Genomic DNA, 21,354 nt, shown 5'->3' with positions numbered 1-21,354 from the left:
GCATCACCTATTTAATTAATTCTTTCTCCATGAGCTCGGAAAGATATTTCAACAAACCGTATCTTAGATCTTTACGCTGCAATGCATATTCGATTGTCGTTTGGATGAAGCCCATTTTCTCCCCAACATCATAGCGTTTACCTTCAAATTCATACGCATATACCGATTCAATCCGATTGAGCTGTGCGATCGCATCCGTTAATTGGATCTCGCCTCCAGCACCTGGCTGTTGATTATTAAGGATATCGAAAATGGTGGGAGTTAGAATATATCGCCCCATGATAGCTAAATTGGAGGGAGCTAACTCTTTGAGCGGTTTTTCAACCAGATGATTAACGCTATGTAGGCGGTTCTCTAATTCAAATCCATCAACGATTCCGTATCGAGACACTTCTTCGTCTGGTACATGCTTCACACCTATTATGGATGCGTCGTTGTACTCATACTGTTCCATCAGTTGCTGCAAGCAAGGCTTATCTGCCCGAACAATGTCGTCCCCAAGCAATACGGCGAACGGCTCATTGCCAATAAATTTGCGTGCACACCAGATCGCATGCCCTAGGCCCTTCGGCTCCTTCTGACGAATATAATGAATATCCACGTTAGATGACTTCTTCACTTCAGAAAGAAGTTCGAACTTCTGCTTCTCTAATAAATTCTGCTCAAGCTCGAAGGAGTTATCGAAGTGATCTTCGATCGCTCTTTTCCCTTTACCCGTCACAATAATAATATCTTCAATGCCTGATTCAACAGCTTCCTCAACAATGTATTGAATGGTCGGTTTATCAACAATCGGCAGCATTTCCTTCGGCATTGCTTTCGTTGCCGGCAGGAATCTTGTCCCCAGACCCGCAGCTGGGATAATGGCTTTTCTAACTTTCATACATGATTGCTCCTTTTTAGCCTACAGATGATAGTTTCTTGGATAAAAGAAGAACGTTGCTGTTACCAATATTAAGCAAACGTTCTCTTAAGCTGTCCTTATCTAAGGTGTTGTACACGGAAATGGTCTCTTTGATTTCATCCATAAATAAATCCGCCGTTTTCCCAATATAGATCTTCGGATATACTTGCTGCTCCTCGATTTCTTCAGCTTTCAGAAGCTCTTCGTAAAGTTTCTCTCCCGGTCTCATTCCGGTAAATTCAATACCGATATCTTCCACGGAGTTGCCCGATAGCTTGATAAGATTTGTGGCGAGATCAACAATTTTCACTGGCTCGCCCATATCGAGGACAAAAATTTCTCCACCTTTGGCTAAAGCTCCAGCCTGCATAACAAGTCGAGAGGCCTCTGGAATGGTCATAAAGTATCGAATCATGTCCGGATGAGTGACCGATACAGGGCCGCCTTTTTCAATCTGATGCTTAAACCTTGGAATGACACTGCCTCTGCTTCCCAAGACATTACCGAATCGTACGGCTACGAATTTGGTATTACTGCTCTTATCCATGTCTTGAATAATCATTTCAGCCATTCGTTTGGTTGCCCCCATGACACTCGTTGGATTCACTGCTTTATCTGTTGAGATCATGACGAAGGTGTTCACTTCACACATACTTGCTGCAATCGCTACGTTCATCGTACCTATGACGTTATTCTTAACCGCTTCCTCGGGATTACGTTCCATCAGCGGTACATGCTTGTGTGCTGCCGCATGATACACGACATCAGGGCGATATCGATTCATAACGGCCATCATTTTGCGTGAATCCTGAATATCGGCAATTTCTGTAATGAATTCCGTTTGGTCGTATTCACAAATGTCCTTCAATTCCATCTCGATGGAATAAATACTGTTCTCACCATGCCCTAGCAGGATGAGCTTACTTGGCTGGAATTTAGCAACTTGACGGCAGATTTCAGAACCAATAGAACCTCCCGCACCAGTTACCAATACCACTTTGTGGGTAACAAACTCCGAAATACTTGCGATATCCAGCTCGATTGGTTCCCTACCTAAGAGATCCTCGACATGAACATCCATGAATTGATTGACCGAAAGTTTACCAGTTACAAGATCTTCTAACATGGGCAATGTTTGTGTTTTGGCTGTCGTCTTGGCGCATTCTTGGAAAATCGCATTCAAGTCTTTCCGTCCTAAGGATGGAATCGCAATAATAATGCTGTCAATTCCAAGATCAGCGACCGTCTTCTCAATTTGACTAATACCTCCAACAACGGGAATTCCCATAATGTCGAGATTATGGATACGCACGTTATCATCAATAAATGCGACTGGAAGCAGTTCTGTATCACTATTCTTGATTAACTGCCTGGCTACCATCGTACCTGCTGATCCAGCGCCAATGATCAATGTCCGCTTCTTGTTGTCCGTCCTATTCGTCAAAGTCCCGCGCAATAATCTCCAACAGAAGCGAGAGCCGCCAATTAACAGAATATGTATCATCCATGTAACAGCGAGTAAACGAAAGTATATGTCTTGAACAACAATTTGTTGAACGCACGCAGCAGCAATAATGGAGAAGGAAACAGCCTTCAACACAATGAGCAACTCGCCTACACTCGCGTATTCCCAAGCTTTCTTATAAAGTTTATATCTTAGCGAAAATACGTGATGACTTACTAACAATGCGATTGCACTTACAACTAACGGCAATGTGATGACTCGTAGATCTGCGCTTAACAAAAATCGGCTAAAGAAAATAGAAGTTAACACTATGAAGGAGTCTACTATAATTAAAAGCGACAACCGTTGGCTATATGACACATAAATTCACCCTTTCTTTAAAGTTCTTAAGTATAGGGCCTTTGGAAAAGACCTTATAATTAAACCCTTTAATAAATAGGGCATCTAACCCCACCTCGCACCACACTCTTGACGACTCGCGTCTAAGGTCTTATACACTAACCCACAGCATGATCGAGTGCCCCCATTGATAACGGTAAGGAGACATTACCGACAGCGTTTTATGACTATTGAAGTTCTTTATAAAGAACGACAAGGAACAACTCTGCTGATTACTTTGTATAGAGAACGTTTTCTCAATATAAATTCTTTATAAAGAACATTCGGATTAAAAAAAATAGACTGACGAACGGTTCGATTAAATTACTTTCATTGTAGTTCTTTATAAAGAACGTGTCAATAACAAAATAAACTATCGGCTCCTAGTCTCTCATCCTTAACGCATTCAACTAGCTATACATACACTAATCTATGCGACAAAATAACTAGAAAGAAGGTGAGATTGTATGATTCATGCAAATTTGGGTGATTTAGATGATGTTAATGTAACAACCAAGCTGCCTGCCCAAAATGATGTTCTGACTTATGACAGTACACAATCACGTTGGGTTCCTAAACAACCCGTTAGTTCGAACTCCCTCTCCTCCGCTTCCTACGTAATTGATTTAGCCAAATGGTCGATTAAGAATGATGGTACGAATTCAGCCGCAACCACAAAGGGTATCAATGATTCAATTGCTTGGGCCAAATCACAAGGCATTACACATTGTGTTTTACCAAAAGGGACCTATGCATTAAAAATCGACAACACCATTTACTCCTGTATCACCATGCAAAGCAATATGCATTTCGAAATGCTTGATGGTTGCATTTTACAATTGGAAGCGAATTCTTCTCCTTGGTACAGCATCTTTTATTTAAAAGGAGTGTCGGATGCTAAGATTTCAGGAGGAACCGTTGTCGGGGATAAGAAAACACACATTTATCAGTTAGGTGTAAAGTTCGTCCGTGGCGGGGTTAATCCGGATGGTTCCCTAAATACAAATCCAAATTGGATCCGTAGTGAAGTCGTTGATCGATACAGCAATCCTGGGTTACTTCAAATGTTCCGATTATGGACAATTAACGGTATAACGAACACGAATTATAGTTTCTTTCAATACAAAGACAAGATTTCAAAAGAGACATTGGCCGGGTCAAGAACGAATGGACAATTTGCACCCGCAGCGCCAACTGGACGGGGTTGGTTTGCTGATATTGCTAATGCCAATAAAATGATTTTCGCCATTGATATTACAACCTCTCCTCTTACAGATGCTCAGATTGCTCAAATCACTGCTAAAGTAGATGCTCAGAACTATACACATGAATGGGGGCATGGGTTTAATCTACTAGGTGCAAATAACATTCTTATCGAGAATATGGATATCAGCAACTGTACAGGTGATGCTGTCTTCGCTTCTTGGCTTGAATACAAAACAAATTCAGCTGACTATACACAAGGACAAATGGGATCTTACATTACAGTTCATAACTGCAATCTTCACAACTGTAGAAGACAAGGAATTTCCATTGCAGGTCCGACTGACGTGAGCATTATTAACAATAAGATACACCATATTGGTTTAGCTGATGACGGTGTAACAGAAGACGGAACGGCTCCCATGTTCGGTATTGACCTTGAATCGATGTGGTCAGAAACAAATATTCCTACTTGGCGTCCTGAATTGAATCAATCTGGTTTGGAGTTAAATACACGTATTTATATCGCTCAGAACTATATCTACACCAATAGCCGCGGCCATTTCGTTAATGCAGATGCAATTCATGTCACCTTAGAAAACAACAAATTTGAAGGATACAATGTTGGAGGCATTAGTTCGTATCCCAATAATATGTATATCAATTACCTCAATAACACGATGATTAATTGTGAACTTGTTGTGAAAGGTGATAATTTTGTTAATGGGGCCATTTGCAACAATGGAAACATTCGAATTGCAGATGTTACTGGAGCAGTAATTAACAATTGTAAGATTACTAATGGCCTATTCTATGGTTCAAGTGTCTACGGTTATTGGGGAACGCCAACAGTCGACATTGCAACGAGTACATTCACTTTCGCTGCAGCCCATGGGGCAGGAAACGGAGCGAAAGTTGCGTTCGAGCAATGGATTGGCAAGGTTCCCTCTGGGATTAGTGTTGACAAACTGTATTATACGATTAATGTTAAAACCAACAGCTTTCAAGTCTCGGAGAGTTTGAATGGCCCCGCGGTCAAGATGACAGACGCCGGCGTATCTGGTTTCAACCTTAGTCGTTTTAATTATGGCAGATGCTACATCTCCGATGTTATTGTTGAGCGGGATTGGCGGGCAGATAATGTGCTGACACCAAATTTCCAGCTACTTCTTACAGGGGCTGTTCTCCGCAATATCACCGTGAAAAACTATGAAGTCGACCTTCGTCCGCCTGCTAATTATGTAGGAAGACCCAATACGATTGACGGGATTACCGTAATTGAAGGTGGCGCTAATTTCGAATCTGCAAATGTAACCAATGGTTCCTTCATTCGAGCCAAGACGAGCATACTTGGCGGCGATATTGCTCTCGGTTCCAATGATGTTCGTTATACTAGAAAATTATTTGTTGATAACTGTATCTTTCAAAATGTAGGCATTAATTACAATGGCAACGTAACCAATAATCGGAGTACATTAATAAATTCAAGCATTGGTAAAGCCGACAGTGCCAATATATCTGTTATTACAAATAGTTACCTTGAAAACACAAAAATAAATCTTCGTTGGCTCACACGTGAGAAATCAATGACAATCGCTGCTTGTATATTTAATAATGTAACTTCAGATATAAACACCAATACCCGGTTAATTAACAATATCACGTTATAATCTCATAGCAAAAGGAAGAGCTGTGCTATTCACAATCGCTCTTCCTTTTTATATCCGCTTAACTATTTAGCTATTTCACATCGTTTGCTTTTAATTTTAATATTGCGTTCTTTAAATTGTTATTTGAAATATCAAAAGCAGGTGCTCCTGTTCCAACATTTATCGTTGAAATTCCGATCGCCTCCATATTGCTTGAAATCGAGTTATTCTTGATGCGAGCAAATCCGATGTCATTCGGTTTCTCTTTCTGCCAAAAATCATTCAGTTTAATGATTTCGGTTGAGCTTGACGTAATACCATCTGCTACAATTTCATTATTCTCAATAATCACCTTCCGAGCGCTATCTACTGATATTGCAGGTGCATTAGCCTTTGTATGAAATCTTGAGTTCGTGATGGTGAGTTCCAAATTTTCATTCCCAGCTTGTATCCCCCCATAACCAGTAAAGGAACAGTTGTTAAATATATATTCACCAGGTTTTCCAACGCTTGGGATAGCTTTGCCACCATCCTCTGGCCCAGTAAAGGAGCAATTGTTATACGTTCCAGGCGGTAAATCCAATCCGTAGGTTGAATTATAAGCGGTAACTGTGAGGTTATCAATAATATTCCCTTGCACATTCCCTCCTGAAACTGACCTCAATGCAGGTGCTCCATGAATGGTGACATTCGTTAAATGTACAGGATTTTTCCAAATTGATAATCCTGCATCAGCTGTTTTTTTCGTAAGATTAATCGTAATATCCGATGCAGTTACGCCAAAGGGGATTGAACTTGATATCGAAAAGTTCGTATTTGTTGCCGTCATGCCTCTGATCGCAATATTAGGACCATCAAAATGAGTCAATGAATCACTAATCTGATTGCCATTGAAAGTAACGTCATGACTCGCATAAATACTCGTACCTTCAAAATTATTATTAGTTATCGTAGCCCCTGTAAATGGCTCAGAAACGGCCAGCCCAATAGCTCCAGCAGAAGCTAAATGATTGTTCTCAAGAACCCCATCATGGCCATCGTAGAAAATCACATCATATCTACTATTTTTATAAAACTTATTATTTTTAATCGTAATATTCTCGTTAATATAACCGTTGTCACCAGCTCCGCCTTCCACGTCAATCCCTGCCATTGGAGCGGTTCCACCTTTCCCCCCGATATCATGGAACACACTATTCTGCACAAGAATCTGTTTACCACCGCTTATACTCAACCCTTGTCTACGATTAAATGAAGAGTCTGAATTCTGAATAATTACTCCAGTGGATTGTATCTTATTCCATATTTCCAAATAGTTCCCCGTCTGCAGGTTTCCAGAGAATACAAGTCGAATCGAACTACTTCCCTCAGGTATCGGGATATATTTACCTTGCTTCTGTTGCTTGGTACTTGTCAGAAAGCTACCATCCGCTCTATAAAAAAATATATCAAACGTATATGGTAATTTCTTTCCATTATCAATAATAACTGCTTTCGTCAATGCAAATGAAGGGTCTGTTATCTTCCAGGTTGATTTGGTTCTAATTTTATTCGTCTCAGCGCTTGAATTCCCCTTATCATCAATGCCACCTGTCTCAAATCCAGGTTCATAGATATCCTGCATATACCCACTTCCACCTGCCACATAGATCCCGTCGCCAATAAAGTTTAGTGTCTTCACGCCGTCTATCGTTACATTGATAGCACCTTTCGTGACTATGCCATATCCGCCTTCATGTGTGCCTCCGCTTGAATAATCATGTGTTTCTCTATCGCCGCGGTAGGTACCTCCAACGATTCGAACATTTTGGACACCAACTCCAACATATAAAGTTGAGTAACCTTGGAAACCATTCGTTTCCTTTTGAATAACAGCCTTATCATCAAGCCAGAAAGTCATGTCGCTTACCATATTAATTCGCCCACGAGAATCCCACGTTCCATCGGTACCCTTCGCAATGAGATACGTTCCCGCAGGTACTTTAAACACAGTGTATCCCGCTTCACGCGCCCATATAAGAGCCTTGTTTAATCCATCCGTTGTTTCTTGGGCATGTGTATTATCATTGTAAATCTGCCACTGGGACAAATTAAGTTCATATGTCTTCCCTGTAGGTACTTGAATAGGGCCTGTTGTCGGAGTATCGGAAGTAGAAGGCGAATCAGTAGTAGGACTCGCAGTAACCGTTGGACTTGGACTCGGGCTAACATTAGCGCTTGTACTCGAACTACTAGACCACGTTGGCAATAAGGACAGCATCAAAACGTAAATAAGTAAAACTAATTTAGACATTACCAAATATCAATCCTCTCATATCTACGGGAATTTCTCCCTACTATCGATTAGTGCTTTTACTCATTCTCTTCAACCTGTTAATCTGAATGCTCGAAAAAATTGACTTCCATTTATACAAAACGATGCTTACAAGAATACATTCTATACCTGTAGCTGCCACATAGATAATGTTCTGCCCATTGCTCAGCTCTGTTATCTCCCAATCTAATACTAAAAGGTTAAGCTTCATAAACAGAATGTGCCCACAGAAGGTAACTATACTAAATAAATTAATGAAGCTATGATACTTCTGGATGATGGAGCTTTTCACTCTTAGTATGCCGTAGAAGACAAGTAAGGTATTAGGAATAATACTCAATGTAATCTTATACTCCATATTCCAGTCGATGTATCGCCATAAATAGAAAAATTCCGCTGTCGAAATAATGAAGGCAACTCCAACTAATGGCCACACTTTCGCCCGATTGAACTTCTCTTCATAGCGTGCAAGTAGAATCCCCATTACAACAAAAGTAAAACCAAGCCCAAGGTATCTATAAATGAACAACTTCATATAGATCAGAATCGAGCTTCCAGACAGGTAGTCTTCTATAGGAGTGATTACGAAAGAACGCAAGCTGCCCGATATCAGCAAACTCATTAGAAAACCGACAATCCCTGCCAATAGTGCGGTGCGTACACCCCTTTTCATAACAAGCCAGTACCCAACACTAAGACTGAAAATTAAGGGAGGAATAAACCATAATTGCACGGATGGTCCATTCAAGATGACAGCAACAGCAAGAATTTTGGCTTGAAGCCCGAGATTGGTGATTGTCAACCCGCCGCGAATCAGTTCAGGCGCAATAAATACAAATAGAAACAGCAAACAAAAAGGCACATACATCAAAAGAATCCGGCTAACATACCTTCTGATATAGTGCTGTGAATTGCTCGCATTTGTCCATCCCTTATAAGCTAGGAACCCTGCAACAACATAAAAGCAAGGAACGATCACACCAAGCGGCAGCGAAAGAAATCGCAGTTGATGGTCCGGCATTGAGACCATATAACGATTAATCACCAAATGGGCAAATAAAACGAGCAGGCAACCGACAAGTTTAAAAATTGTAATGCCCGGATAGTATTTACGCATAACGAATCTCCCGATTTAACCCATTCATGACGATTGAACGAATTTCAACCACAGAAATTTTTCCAGTCGGAGATAATGGCAATTCCGGGAGAAAAATAATATGCTCAGGTACTTTAAAAGCCGATACTTGACTAACAAGACTTCTTACTAATGATTCAGCTGTAAGGCTCGAGCCTTTCCTTGCTACAATGCATGCACATAGTTTTTCACCGTATAGCACATCTGGAATACCTAATACGAAGGCATCCTCTACATCTTCGTTCCTCAATAATACCCCTTCAATTTCAAGAGGAGAGATTTTCTCCCCACCGCGCGATATCAGTCGATGAATTCTTCCTGTAATTGTCAAATTTCGGTTATTATCTATATACCCTAGATCTCCTGTTCGAAACCAGCCACCTTCATCCATATTGGACGACTGACTATGAAGCATACCCATTACACGATGGCTGCGAACTTCAATTTCACCATGTTCAAGCGCAGATTGATCAAGCCCCGTTACAACATCGCGAATTCTTACCTCTACGCCTCGGTCAACTTTCCCTGCAAGACTGTAACTGTTCTGCTCGAATTGCTTGTACTCCACGGCACCGCTTAATAAATGAGTACTTCTCAGTAATTTGAAAAGCAGTGACAAGAGTAAATTTCTCTCCCCACCGGTGAAACAAGTGCCGTTCGCAATAGCACCAGCTTCTGTAGAGCCATAGGTAACCATAAAAAATAAGAGCTTAAGCTCGCTTTTCACCCTATGAAGTAATGCACTACTGACTGCCGCAGAAGTAAAGGAAATGCCAATTAGAGAGGAGAGGGCTGAATTGTTGGCCTTGGTAACAGAAAGCATACGTTGGACCATATACGGTGTGCCAATCAATATACGGCATGATTCCTTCCTAACCATCTCTATGGCAGTTAAAGGATGGTAATAACTAAGCAGTACCATCCTTACATTACAAACCTTCAAATTTGTGAAAATAACGCCGAATCCCCCTAGGTGGTACAATGGCAACAGACTGATAACAGAAAAACTTCTAGCTATCACATCTGTCACTTTTTGCAAGATAGGGTTAGCTTTCTTCTTGTTCGTATACTTAGGTGCGGTTGATATGAAGGAAGCCGTTGTACGAATCACCCCTTTAGGTGTACCGGTCGTACCCGACGTGTATAACAGAATTAACGGATCATGGATAGATGTCAATAGACATGCACGAAGAAGAGCCTCATCTCCCGATTGTGCTCCGATTGTGTATAAGTCTGAATAGGGTCGTATAGGAGACTGAACTTCTATCCCATCCCCTTCCACTATGAAAATATGGGAGGGTAACCAGGCTGGGCGGTTGTCACTATGAACGTACTCACGGAAAATATCGATCATCATGGAAGCATATTGTTGTTGATGTCCTTCCTTTCCAATGATCATAGCTTTGGGACTCGCTCCCTTTAGAAACTCGCATACTTCTCCCTTTTTCGAATAGGTATTCAATGGTACGCTTACTGCGCCAATACAAGCCGCTGCATACATTGAAATGATGAGTTCCATTCTTCCTGTCATAAGAAATGCGATGGAATCACCCTTCTGTATCCCTAGCTCTAAATACCCTTTTGCTATGATTTGAACTTCATTCCACAGCTTTGACCAAGAATAATGCTGCTCTATTTCCGGAAAACTGTATGCAATATCTTTGGCACACGTTTTCGCACGTTTTTGCAATAGAAACGCTATGGTTTCTGGGTTACATGGCATCATTTCCATCACATTTCGGACTCCTTTACTGTTCCCAATTAAGAACACCCAAAGATCAAAAAGATTCTGAACTCCCTTTTGGTGTAACTTTCCTCTGAATGCTATTTAACATCCCTTTCGCGATTCCCAGTAAATACTTATATTCATCACTCCTATGGAACAAGAGAATGTAAATAAGATTAGGAATACACAAACAAAGAATTGCCCTCAGAACTAATGAAACAATGCTCTCCACAACTATCAAATTGGCTATATAAGAAGTGATTAAGCAAGTACCTAATCCTATAGCCGCATAGTAGAAATACCGCACAAAATAACGGAAAATCGACTTGTGAAACACTTTCTTATACACGAAATACGGTGTCGTCCAAAATGGAACAACCATTGCGCTGATCAATGTTCCAATAAATACGCCTGCAATTCCTATGTATTGTACTAGAATAATTGAGAAGACTAGGTTCACTGCAGCCTGGCACAGAGGTACAAATCTATCCTCATGAAAGATACCAGCGGTTGTTTTAACCGTACTAATCGAGTTTCTCATTCCTCTTTCATAGAAAGTAACGACTAAAACGATTAATACAAGTTTATCCATTAGGAATTTGGGACCTATCCAGAGGCTTATAAATGGTTCAATCATGATATATAATACAATCGCAAGCAGCGAGTACAGCCAGAAATTAAGAAACATAGTCACTCTATACACACGATAGATCTTCTCTTTACTTTCTTTGGCTACTAGATTGCCGATACTGTGGTAAATATTATTAAAAATTTGATTAACAAAGGTTCGACATATGTCGATGAGCATAAAATAATTCGAATATAACCCAACAGCCGCCACACTCACATAGTAGGAAATAATAATATTATCGGTACCGAATATTAAATAGGTCCCCACATTCTGCAAGATGATGGCTTTAATATTCTTAACTAAATTACTCTTTGTTAACTGATCAATCTGCTTCGTTATCTTCTCCTTAAGAAACGGATATAAGCGATCAACAATCAGCGACAGGATGACACTATTAATTAACGTGATCATGCTGTCAATAATTAAGTACACGACATAGTTTTGAGTCGTATACAGAATAACTATTTTAAGTGAAGTTGAAACAATTGAAGAGATTGAAAACATCCCCGTAACAATATATCCCTTTTGACTTACATTCAGAAAAGAACTCTTGTATTGAAATAAATAAGGTGTAACTGTGTTTATCAGAAACACAAAATAGATCAGATGGATATGCGCTACATTCGTATCTTTCACAAAATAATTTAGAAAAGGCATAACAGCAAGTCCTAAGACTAAGACTATTAGCGCAATGACTAAGTATGCTTTCTTATACAATTTCATAAGCATAATCATTTTTTCTTTGTCATTTTCAGCAACAGGTTTATATAGGTTATAAATAATGCTGGAACCAATACCCGCTTCCGCAAGGGAAAGCATAGCAAGTATATTTGTAAATAAGCCATTTACACCTAAATAATCGATGCCTAGCGTTTGAATGAAGACGGTTCTCGAGAAGAAACTTAAGAAAGTAATAATTAACTGATTACCTAGTCCGACTGAAATATTAATAATCGAGCTTTTTGTTCTCATAGAACGAAACCTATTTCATTTGAGAGTTCTTGATACATGCGATACTTTTGTTCCGGCGTGATATGGCCTTCATGCGTGTAGCTAGCATCATATTTTCTACTATTCGTTAACAGGATTTCATTGCTTTTAATGTATTCGTCAACCGATTTTACAACTTTCGCAGGATTACCAACGGCAACACTATCTGCTGGAATTGATTTTGTTACAATGCTTCCAGCTCCAATAATGGAGTTCTTCCCTATGGTAACACCAGGCATAATCAATGCTCTCGCCCCAATAAATACATTATCTTCAATTGTAATGCTACCTATTTTGGTGAAATTAATGATACTTTTCGTACTAGCATCATGAGCTAGTAGGTATGCCTGAGGCGCAATCGTTACATTATTTCCAATCTTAATAAGCCAGCAGTGTGAATAATCAATAACAACGCCCGGTTGTATTGAGCAATTCTTGCCAACTACCATTCCCATCTTCACATAGTCTTCTAACCAAATTTCCTCTAGGAAAAATTTTCTAATCCTAACTTTCAAAATGGTCACGATGCGTTTAATCATCTCTTCACAACCTTATAACCGTGATTGAAATTCATCATTCGAATACAGAAACCTTGTGTAAATGGCAAAATATTAAACAATGTTGAATATACACCAATATCTTTGGTGTCTCCTTGTGAGAAATCAACAGCGCCGTTTCTTCTAGTGACCTTCATGAGATAGGCTGCTGCTCGATTAGCACTGTTTAAACACAATTCTGAGATTCCATCAATTTGCGAGGCATTTAACATGAACCAACCTAACGTTGCTGTCGTGGATGAGTCTGGCCGACATTCTCCTCTAGTCACCGTCCAATTCCAATTTCCTTGATCCTGCTGGAATAACACGGCTGCTTCAGCGAATCGTTTAACGCTCTCTGTCAGCCTTGACTTATGGATATGATTACTAGGCATTTCCCCCCATGCATCAATAAGTCCTATAGCATACCATCCAAGACCTCTGCCCCACCCATACAGTCCCAGTGGTAATTTCTCGGCAACCGCGTAAGCATGACTTGGGATGTGGTGTCCTTGTAACATACCTCTGTCTTCATACGTTGTAATCTGCTTCACAGCCAACTCTACGCACTCCTCTTTTTGATAGCGTAGTCCATACGCCACTAAGAAAGGACAAATGAAACCTATCGTATCCACGTAGCGATATTCTTTCATAAAGCTACGATATTGGACTGTACCATCCTGACCAATATGCCCTCTTATCATTTCCCAAACAGCATCCAAGGCAGGTTTATACTTGTCGATTTCAATAAAATCTAATTTCATCACTGCGTACGCAAAAATAGCCCCATCAACATATTTTGGCGTGTGTTTCCATTGACCTTGATCATTAAATTTTTGAGACATAAATTTATTAAGTTGATGCTTAACATCGCTGTCATCATTTTGTTTCAAATATTCCGACATGCCTAGAAGCAACGCAGCTTCTTGCCAATGCTGAATGGCAGCTTTCGTATAGTTCCCCTTCAACATATCAATAAAGACTAACCTGGTATGATCGGTCACTTTTATTTTCGGCGTCGCATGCAGCCACTTAAGGCCAAGCTTTGTTATGGATTTATTCCATATTTGTTGGTTGTCGTATCTCCCGATATGAATTCTGCTTAACCAATCCTTGAATATCGGAAAGATATCGATACTGATTATGATTGCAATGAGGAGTAATATAACATAACCTATGAGTTGAAATATCATATAAGTTAACCTCTTTCATTTAATTAAACATCTCGTATAATTTGTTTATTTCATTTTCTGTCCCCAAATTTTCAGTTGAGAGATTGTGCGAGAATTGCTGCCGAAGAGACGGATTATCTATTAAACTAGCAATTCCTGCAGACAATGACTTCGGGTTCATTTCAACAATTAAACCATTCATTTGATCAATGATTTGATCTTTGGCTGTGTCAAAGTTGGTTACGACAATCGGTTTGTTGAGTATTTTGGCTTCGTCGATCGCAATTGATTTCCCCTCAGATCTGGAAGGCTGAACGTAAATATCTGCAGCTTTTATATAAGGATACGGATTCTCTTTGATGCCAAGAAGCTTGATATTATCGTGTAATTGGTTGTCATGGATTATTCTCTCTAGGTGTTTACGTTCTTCGCCTTCTCCGATGATGTACCATTTCACTTGATACCCAGTCATTACAAGTTCCTTACAAGACTCAATAGCCAGTTCAAATCCTTTGTGATAATTTAATCTCCCTACGGAAACAATTTTCAACTCTTGACCGCCCAAATGAATTTCCTCTAAGGAGAGTTTACGTATAGCTGCTGGCGATACGATATTATGCATGACTTCAATTCTTTGCATATAACTCGGGAATATTTTTCTTAGAATGAGCTGACATTCTTCCGAGACAGTCACGATATGATCTAATTTGTTGAAATACCCGTGATCCAACTTAGCATCCATACCCATTTTGTTATAATCACTATGAATAAATCCTAATTTTTTAGTTGCTCTCACTTTATCAATACAAAAATAAATCGGATTCTTCTCGAGATATCCGACAGCCGCGTCATATTTCGTATTGATATCAGGCAAAGCCTGGTAAACATATTTCCATGCCCTCTGCTCTGACCTAGCTGAATTTTTCTCACTTTTATAAATAAATCCAGCTCTCACTCGTGCAAGAGCTACTTTCAACCTTCCTTTGCGAAGACAGTCGAGTACAGCCGCTCCCATTGGCATTTCGAAATATTTATAATTTTGAGGTTCACTTAATAAGTTGACTTCATCTGGTATTTTATTGAGAAATAGGCCCTCATGTTTTAGTAAAAATAAATCAACCTCATATTTTGAATAATCCAACGTCTCCAGAAGCGAGATCAATGCTTTCTCTGCTCCGCCACAGGTTAAACTATTCATAATAAAAAGCACCTTTTTTTTCATTGCTGCCTCCTATCCGATCAGCTCATAAAACTTCTCTATTTCATCTTCCGTTCCCAATTTTTGCTTAGCTAGAGTAGCCGATAACCGCTCCCTTAAATCGACATCATTAATTAGTTTTTCTATTTCATTTGCGAGATCATCTGCATTCATTTCTGAGATAATACCATCTACGCCCTGATCAATCTGATCTTTAGCTGTAGTGAAATTAGTCACGATAATCGGTTTATTCAAAATCTTAGCCTCATCAATTGCGATTGATTTACCCTCAAACCTTGATGTTTGTGAATAAATGTCCGCTTGTTTGACATAAGGATACGGATTCGATTTAAGTCCTAATAATTTGAAATTTTCTTCTAACCCATATTCTTTAATTAATTCCATGAGTTTTTGTTTCTCTTCACCATCTCCAATGACATTCCATGAGATGTTATATCCACGATCAATCAGCATTTTGCAGGACTCAATAGCCATAACGAAATTCTTTTGATAGTGTAAACGTCCAATTGATACAATTACAATCTGATTCTCTTTTTTACCAAACAATTCTGCTTGACCTTGTTCAGCCATTTTCTTAATTATCGCGGGTGATACAATATTATAAATGACCTTTACCTTATCTCTTTGCTCGGGAAATCTGCTTTCCAAGATATTAGCGCACTCTTCTGATACTGTGACAATTTGATCTAATTTACTAAAATAGATCTGATCAAACGAAGGATCCATGCCTAATTGATCATAATCAATATGTACCCAACCTATTTTCCTAGTGGCTGAATCGACTTTATCTATACAAATATATGTAGATGTTTTTTCTAAAAATCCGATAGCCGCATCATAAGGCCCTTTAATCAGGCCCAATGACTTGGAAATATATTTCCAATTGTATTGTTCTCTTAAAGCTACATTCTTAAGGCTTCTATTTCTAAAAGTAAACATAGCCCGGTTGTATGCTAAACCAACACTTCCGTTAAGTAAAAACTTCCCAATGGACTTCAGTAGGGGTAAACTGAAAATCGTAAAATTCTTAGGCAGCGGTAATATTCGCACTTCCTTGGGCACAAACTCCATAAATAATCCTTCATGTGATAATAAGAATAGATCCACACTATATTTGTTATAATCAAGTTTATTTAGTAAGGTAACTAGACTTTTTTCTCCCCCACCAGAAGTTAAACTAGGCATGATAAAGATTAGTTTTTTCACTAACATTCACCTCATTCATTAAACTAATTGATGAAGTAACTCAACAGCTCGGTATGACATTTTTTTAATTCGCGGAATTGCAGCTTGCAGTGTGTGTTTTATTTCATCTTCCTCAGCGAACATTTCATCAAATTTGGTCTTAAGCTTGTTCCCATCAGAAATTTCTTCAATGCCCAACACGAGTTTCTCTTCACCGAAAATATCTTGAGCAATCCCTTTGGACTTCACACTATATCCTAGTACCATCGTTGGTACGTAATTGGAATAAGCCGCAATAGTAGCATGGGTTCTAGCTCCAATAAAGAATCTCATTCTTGAAATATACCCTTTATATTGAATCGCGTTTAAGTGATTCGGTAACAAAATCACTCTACCTGTATGTTTAAATTCTTCGAAAAACTTCTCAAGAATTTCATAGTCATTATTGCCAGCCTGGATAACATGTGGTGTTAATGCAATCGTCATATCCGTTTTATCTAGAATATGTGAAATTAACTCTCTAACTGCGATTTGAGAATTCACATTTCGTTCCATGACTAAAGGACTGAAATTTAAACCAAGCGTATTTCCTTGTTGCCAACCTTCAGGAAGCTCTAGTTCTTCCTTCTCCATCGTGAATGCTGCATCCGCACACAATTCCACATTCGTTAATCCTTTACTCTTCAGCATGTTATAGGTAAGCGTTTCTCGCGCTAGAATAAGATCGAATAATTTCAGATCTTCTAACTTCCGTTCAGACATATCCTCTTGTCCAATGGAGCAGCCCCACAAAACTAATTTTTTCCCTCCAGCCTTCACTCTTTTATTAATTTCATACCAGCCAGGTTGTTCACCATAACAGTAGTTATCACCACCAATGGAGAGATACACATCCATTTTGGGAATAAGCTTGACAATGTTATCATGAATCTTCCCCAGCGCGTAGGAATCGTCTCTAAATACTTTGTATTGAAGAGAAGAAAGTAACCAGTCGTATGAATACTTTTTCAACTTCCGCGTCGATCCATCATAAATACCATCTAGTCTAGTGATCAAACGATCTGTTTCTGGTTTACCTGAGGCAAGATACACCTTGGATCCACGAATTCGTTCCTTGATAATATGTGTTGAGGATCTCACGATTGCCTCACATCCTCTATTTAAGCTACCATCATGAGCAAACATCATAATTTTCATTTGTATAATCCCCTTCAAATAGATTTGCTTTTAAGCTTGCTGTATCTTGTGCAAACGTATAGACCGGCTATTGATTTTTTTTGAATTAAGTAGGTAATGAGCTTCTCGTATCTGCCTAGGTTATCGTATTCTTGCTCATAGAAGAGCGGTAATGCTTCAGATACAATGGGATGTTTAACCATATTTGTGACATACCTAAACCTTCGATAGAAACTAATCTCATGGGTAGGATTTAGATATACGTGAATATTAGCCATCACACTTCTCATCAATTTAGTTGATTTTAGTTGCTTAACTTTATGCTGGTTTCCAATAATGACTTCTAGTTTCGGAACGTCCTGGTGATACACTTCCAAGGCACGCTTGAAGTAATCCTTTTCTAGAATGTTCCTAGTTGCACTTCCAGCTACTTCTCGATAATGATATCCCCTATAACCCTTCGAAATAACTAGTTGAGCATGGCTGAAGAAGCTCATATTAAAATATCCATCTTCACCTAGCGGCATATTCTGGGGAAACTCCACCTCATGATCAACAATTAATCTTCGTTTATACAATTTGTTCCATACTGTATTCATTTGGTCTGATTTGAGTAAATAAGTTATAATTTCTTGTTCAATGAAACCTCTAGTTAATTTCGTATCTGTGGGAAATGGATATGCAGTAATGACCTTATTTCCCGCTACTTCTGTTTCAAAGATAGAAATAACTACATCATAATTTTCTTCTTTCGCTGTCCCATACAGCGTTTCAAACATATCCGTCTCCACATAATCATCTGCGTCAACAAAACCTACATACTCACCATTCGCTAACTTTATCCCTTGATTTCGCGCTATGCTTACACCCTGATTTTCTTGATGCACGAGTCTAATTCTGCGATCGAGTTTCGCATAATGCTCAATTATGCCAGCGCTCCCGTCCTTGGATCCATCGTTAATGAAGATGAATTCACATTCTTCTAGCGTCTGACTGGTAAGTGATTCTATGCATGGCACTAAGTATTTCTCTGCATTATACACAGGGATAATTACACTTACTTTCGTACTCATGTCTATATCACTCCGTATAACTTATTCAATTCCCAAGTATTACTGTAATCTTGCCCTACATTATTGTTCATGAAGCCCGTTCTGAGTTCACTTCGTGTATACATCTCTTCAATTCCTTCCGCGATACCCTCTACACTTAGTTCACAAATCATACCATCCACACCATCTTCAATCTGACTACTCGCAGTTGGATAGTTGGTAATTAATATCGGTTTACCTAAAATTTTAGCTTCCGTTACTGTCACTGCTTTCCCCTCGTAACGAGATGGTTGTACATATAAGTCACAAAGCTTGATGTACGGATAGGGATTCATTTGCTTACCGACTAGAATGAAACTATCCGTTAAGTTATTCGCCACGATCAGCTGTTTAAGCTGTTCTTCATATCCCCCATATCCTACGACAAACCATTTGATGGAAGTTAATCCTCTATCATGAAGTAACCTCAAAGCTTTTACAGCCATATCAAATCCTTTGACATAAGATAACCTGCCGACGGATACGATATTAAAATGATCCTGATGCTCAGCATCTAGGTGAATATAATCATCTGCCATTTTTCTAATAAACGCTGGAGATGTAATGTTCTCTATTAATTGAATCTTCTCTTCTAATGTGGGGTACGTCTTAATGAATGCTTCCGTACAGGCCTCAGAGATAGAAGCAATGACATCGTACTTGCACCATACTGCCAAATCGATTTTATTATCGATCTCTAATTCGCTATAATCCGTATGTATCCATGCGATTTTTTTCACCGCTTTTACCTTGCTAGCGACAATATCATGCGGCCATGCATAACTAATAGCTAAATCATATTGCTTCCCTATCTTCGGTAAGAAATACGTCGTATATTTTTGAACAAGCTGCATTTGGATGTACCCAGATCCCTCCTTTAGCTGCCTTACTTTTGCCATCCAATTCGAAACGACTTTACTCAACACTCGAATGCCTAAAGCTAGAAGTTGCCCCCTCTTTAAACAATCCAGCATGGATGCACGAAATACCGTATAGCTATCTATCTGTGGCAGCAGATTTACTTTATCAGGGATCAAACTCAAGAAATCTCCTGAATGTTTGCAAATAAATAGATCCACTTCGTAGTTGCTGTAATCGAAGCTCTCCAGCATGTTAATCAAGCTTCGCTCGATGCCACCAATCTCCATATCAAACACTGTAATAAGAATTTTACGCATATTGAATGTAGCTCTTTTCCCTTTTATTTAAGAATATGGTATTCGCAGGTACATTACCTTTAACAACACTTCCCGCTGCAATAACAGCATTATCACCGATAACCGTGTCTCGAAGAATAACCACATTAGAGCCTACCCACACATTTTCACCAATAACAATCTCTCCCTTTACAAGATGTTCGCCAGCGTTTTCACGAAAATTATGGTCATGATCATTTATACTTACGTTAGGTGCAATTTTAGTGTTCTTACCAATCGTTATTTTGTAGACACAATTGATGTTGCACTGATCATTAATAAACACCTTCTCCGCAATAAACAATTCTCCATAGTGATCCACTCTTATACTTGCGTTCTTCCTTATAAATACGAATTTGCCAATATAGATCCTAGCGTGTTTGCTAAACACATCGATTCTACTGTTTGATTGTAATGAGAAAATAGAAGACTTAATATTTCTATAGTAGAGAAGCTTGTTGAGATAGGCTCTCAGAATTCCCATGGCATGCGATACATTCATGATAAACATGTAGTAGAATCCCCTACCGCGGCCATCATTTATTAATGTGCTTAGAATTTTTTTACCTAAGATCTGCATGCCTATTCTCCTCAAAAATCATTTTAACTAAGTAGTTTGCGCAACCTAGCAATATTATCCCCACCGATCACTTTTGCCAGCTTCACCTTGATCCGCCCCTTCCACCTTGCCTTCAGCGGCAGCCAACTCTTATAGAAGTGGTGCATAGCATAAGTATCTCCCGTTGTTAAGGTCCGGCAATTAATATAGTCATAGGGGGAGAAATACGCCTGGGGATAAAACGTCGCAATACCTTCTAGCTCTTGAAATTCACCATTCGGTTTGACTCCCCAGTCGCTAAGTATGTTGGTAATCAAGGCCACATTGGTTAATGAGTCATAGGTACCATCCGAGCGTAAGAAGTTTTTGTTCGTATAGGAATCCAAGAAAACTTGGATTAACTTGTTATGCGGGGCCGCTCCGATCGTGGAAGTGGCAATGTAATTCTCTTGCTCAAAGCCCCAAAAGGAGTCATGATGCAATATATCATCAAACGGTTTGAATACTTCTACATCCGTGTCTAAGTAAATCCCACCAAAGTGATAGAGTGCATAGACTCTTACATAATCACTAACGAATGCAAACTTCCCTGCTTGGTAAGCCTCTTTCACATAGGGATTGCTGTTCAGATCGAAATTGCTATCGTTCCACTCTATGAATTGATATCCAGGTAGATGAAGGTGCCAGCTTTGTATGCATCGCTTCACGATATCTGGCTTCTCATTATGTCCAAACCAGCAGTAGTGAATAATTTGGGGAATTTTCATGGGATACCTCTCTCCTAATTCGAAAAACATAAAAAGTTCTTAATAAAGAACCTTTACT

At 39.2% G+C, this 21,354-nt stretch carries 16 protein-coding genes; 1 reads left to right on the top strand and 15 read right to left on the bottom strand.

All coding sequences use genetic code 11. The features are described from left to right. Positions 1–7 precede the first annotated feature (7 nt). Positions 8–883 carry a UTP--glucose-1-phosphate uridylyltransferase GalU gene (galU, locus tag AC58PV_RS17185; RefSeq protein ID WP_068666614.1) on the bottom strand — a complete coding sequence of 292 codons (876 nt, stop codon included), beginning with the start codon at positions 881–883 and terminating at the stop codon, positions 8–10. Positions 884–899: 16 nt separating this feature from the next. Beyond that, a complete protein-coding gene (locus tag AC58PV_RS17180) occupies positions 900–2,729 on the bottom strand; it encodes a polysaccharide biosynthesis protein (RefSeq protein WP_497433435.1) in 1,830 nt (609 codons plus the stop codon). Positions 2,730–3,214: 485 nt separating this feature from the next. On the opposite strand from AC58PV_RS17180, the gene AC58PV_RS17175 reads away from it, so the two are divergent. After that, complete coding sequence (locus tag AC58PV_RS17175; protein ID WP_497433433.1) at positions 3,215–5,620, top strand: right-handed parallel beta-helix repeat-containing protein; 2,406 nt, start codon at positions 3,215–3,217, stop codon at positions 5,618–5,620. Between the two features lie 70 nt (positions 5,621–5,690). Here the strand turns inward: AC58PV_RS17175 and AC58PV_RS17170 are convergent, their stop codons facing one another. Genes AC58PV_RS17170 through AC58PV_RS17110 form a run of 13 tightly spaced genes read right to left on the bottom strand, consistent with a single transcriptional unit; the run spans position 5,691 to position 21,296 of the window. Further along, entirely contained in the window at positions 5,691–7,892 is a 2,202-nt protein-coding gene (locus AC58PV_RS17170; protein WP_497433432.1) for a right-handed parallel beta-helix repeat-containing protein, read from the bottom strand. A gap of 43 nt (positions 7,893–7,935) precedes the next feature. Continuing rightward, positions 7,936–9,030, bottom strand: a complete 1,095-nt coding sequence (locus tag AC58PV_RS17165) for an acyltransferase family protein (protein WP_497433431.1) — start codon at positions 9,028–9,030, stop codon at positions 7,936–7,938. Beyond that, complete coding sequence (locus AC58PV_RS17160) at positions 9,023–10,780, bottom strand: class I adenylate-forming enzyme family protein (protein ID WP_497433430.1); 1,758 nt, start codon at positions 10,778–10,780, stop codon at positions 9,023–9,025. The genes AC58PV_RS17165 and AC58PV_RS17160 overlap by 8 nt, the downstream gene beginning before the upstream one ends. 46 nt (positions 10,781–10,826) lie before the next feature. Next, on the bottom strand, positions 10,827–12,377 hold the full coding sequence (locus AC58PV_RS17155) for a lipopolysaccharide biosynthesis protein (protein ID WP_497433428.1): 1,551 nt from the start codon (positions 12,375–12,377) through the stop codon (positions 10,827–10,829). Then, the gene (locus AC58PV_RS17150; protein ID WP_497433427.1) at positions 12,374–12,934 is read right to left on the bottom strand and encodes an acyltransferase; all 561 of its coding nucleotides are present in this window, start codon (positions 12,932–12,934) and stop codon (positions 12,374–12,376) included. Before AC58PV_RS17150 ends, AC58PV_RS17155 begins: the two co-directional genes overlap by 4 nt. Further along, on the bottom strand, positions 12,931–14,124 hold the full coding sequence (locus tag AC58PV_RS17145) for a glycoside hydrolase family 88 protein (protein ID WP_497433426.1): 1,194 nt from the start codon (positions 14,122–14,124) through the stop codon (positions 12,931–12,933). The genes AC58PV_RS17150 and AC58PV_RS17145 overlap by 4 nt, the downstream gene beginning before the upstream one ends. Positions 14,125–14,143: 19 nt before the next feature. After that, positions 14,144–15,325 carry a glycosyltransferase gene (locus AC58PV_RS17140; protein ID WP_497433425.1) on the bottom strand — a complete coding sequence of 394 codons (1,182 nt, stop codon included), beginning with the start codon at positions 15,323–15,325 and terminating at the stop codon, positions 14,144–14,146. 9 nt (positions 15,326–15,334) lie between these two features. Beyond that, on the bottom strand, positions 15,335–16,534 hold the full coding sequence (locus tag AC58PV_RS17135; RefSeq protein ID WP_497433424.1) for a glycosyltransferase: 1,200 nt from the start codon (positions 16,532–16,534) through the stop codon (positions 15,335–15,337). A gap of 12 nt (positions 16,535–16,546) precedes the next feature. Next, positions 16,547–17,704, bottom strand: a complete 1,158-nt coding sequence (locus tag AC58PV_RS17130) for a polysaccharide pyruvyl transferase family protein (RefSeq protein ID WP_497433423.1) — start codon at positions 17,702–17,704, stop codon at positions 16,547–16,549. Between the two features lie 14 nt (positions 17,705–17,718). Beyond that, the gene (locus AC58PV_RS17125) at positions 17,719–18,756 is read right to left on the bottom strand and encodes a glycosyltransferase (protein ID WP_497433422.1); all 1,038 of its coding nucleotides are present in this window, start codon (positions 18,754–18,756) and stop codon (positions 17,719–17,721) included. A 2-nt stretch (positions 18,757–18,758) separates the two neighbouring features. Beyond that, entirely contained in the window at positions 18,759–19,952 is a 1,194-nt protein-coding gene (locus AC58PV_RS17120) for a glycosyltransferase (RefSeq protein ID WP_497433421.1), read from the bottom strand. Beyond that, positions 19,945–20,550, bottom strand: a complete 606-nt coding sequence (locus tag AC58PV_RS17115) for an acyltransferase (protein WP_497433420.1) — start codon at positions 20,548–20,550, stop codon at positions 19,945–19,947. Before AC58PV_RS17115 ends, AC58PV_RS17120 begins: the two co-directional genes overlap by 8 nt. Positions 20,551–20,573: 23 nt before the next feature. Further along, complete coding sequence (locus AC58PV_RS17110; RefSeq protein ID WP_497433419.1) at positions 20,574–21,296, bottom strand: glycosyltransferase family 32 protein; 723 nt, start codon at positions 21,294–21,296, stop codon at positions 20,574–20,576. Between the last annotated feature and the right edge of the window lie 58 nt (positions 21,297–21,354).

It is taken from the genome of Paenibacillus sp. J22FR83 (assembly GCF_059691955.1).
This window is presented reverse-complemented; position numbering and strand designations above follow the sequence as displayed.

Excerpts from the sequence above, each read along its gene's own strand:
- AC58PV_RS17155 (WP_497433428.1), bottom strand. The coding sequence starts at position 12,377 with ATGAGAACAAAAAGCTCGATTATTAATATTTCAGTCGGACTAGGTAAT.
- AC58PV_RS17120 (WP_497433421.1), bottom strand. The coding sequence starts at position 19,952 with ATGCGTAAAATTCTTATTACAGTGTTTGATATGGAGATTGGTGGCATC.
- AC58PV_RS17125 (WP_497433422.1), bottom strand. The coding sequence starts at position 18,756 with ATGAGTACGAAAGTAAGTGTAATTATCCCTGTGTATAATGCAGAGAAA.
- AC58PV_RS17175 (WP_497433433.1), top strand. The coding sequence starts at position 3,215 with ATGATTCATGCAAATTTGGGTGATTTAGATGATGTTAATGTAACAACC.
- AC58PV_RS17150 (WP_497433427.1), bottom strand. The coding sequence starts at position 12,934 with ATGATTAAACGCATCGTGACCATTTTGAAAGTTAGGATTAGAAAATTT.
- AC58PV_RS17160 (WP_497433430.1), bottom strand. The coding sequence starts at position 10,780 with ATGGAAATGATGCCATGTAACCCAGAAACCATAGCGTTTCTATTGCAA.
- AC58PV_RS17170 (WP_497433432.1), bottom strand. The coding sequence starts at position 7,892 with ATGTCTAAATTAGTTTTACTTATTTACGTTTTGATGCTGTCCTTATTG.
- AC58PV_RS17165 (WP_497433431.1), bottom strand. The coding sequence starts at position 9,030 with ATGCGTAAATACTATCCGGGCATTACAATTTTTAAACTTGTCGGTTGC.
- AC58PV_RS17145 (WP_497433426.1), bottom strand. The coding sequence starts at position 14,124 with ATGATATTTCAACTCATAGGTTATGTTATATTACTCCTCATTGCAATC.
- AC58PV_RS17140 (WP_497433425.1), bottom strand. The coding sequence starts at position 15,325 with ATGAAAAAAAAGGTGCTTTTTATTATGAATAGTTTAACCTGTGGCGGA.
- galU (WP_068666614.1), bottom strand. The coding sequence starts at position 883 with ATGAAAGTTAGAAAAGCCATTATCCCAGCTGCGGGTCTGGGGACAAGA.
- AC58PV_RS17115 (WP_497433420.1), bottom strand. The coding sequence starts at position 20,550 with ATGCAGATCTTAGGTAAAAAAATTCTAAGCACATTAATAAATGATGGC.
- AC58PV_RS17130 (WP_497433423.1), bottom strand. The coding sequence starts at position 17,704 with ATGAAAATTATGATGTTTGCTCATGATGGTAGCTTAAATAGAGGATGT.
- AC58PV_RS17135 (WP_497433424.1), bottom strand. The coding sequence starts at position 16,534 with ATGTTAGTGAAAAAACTAATCTTTATCATGCCTAGTTTAACTTCTGGT.
- AC58PV_RS17110 (WP_497433419.1), bottom strand. The coding sequence starts at position 21,296 with ATGAAAATTCCCCAAATTATTCACTACTGCTGGTTTGGACATAATGAG.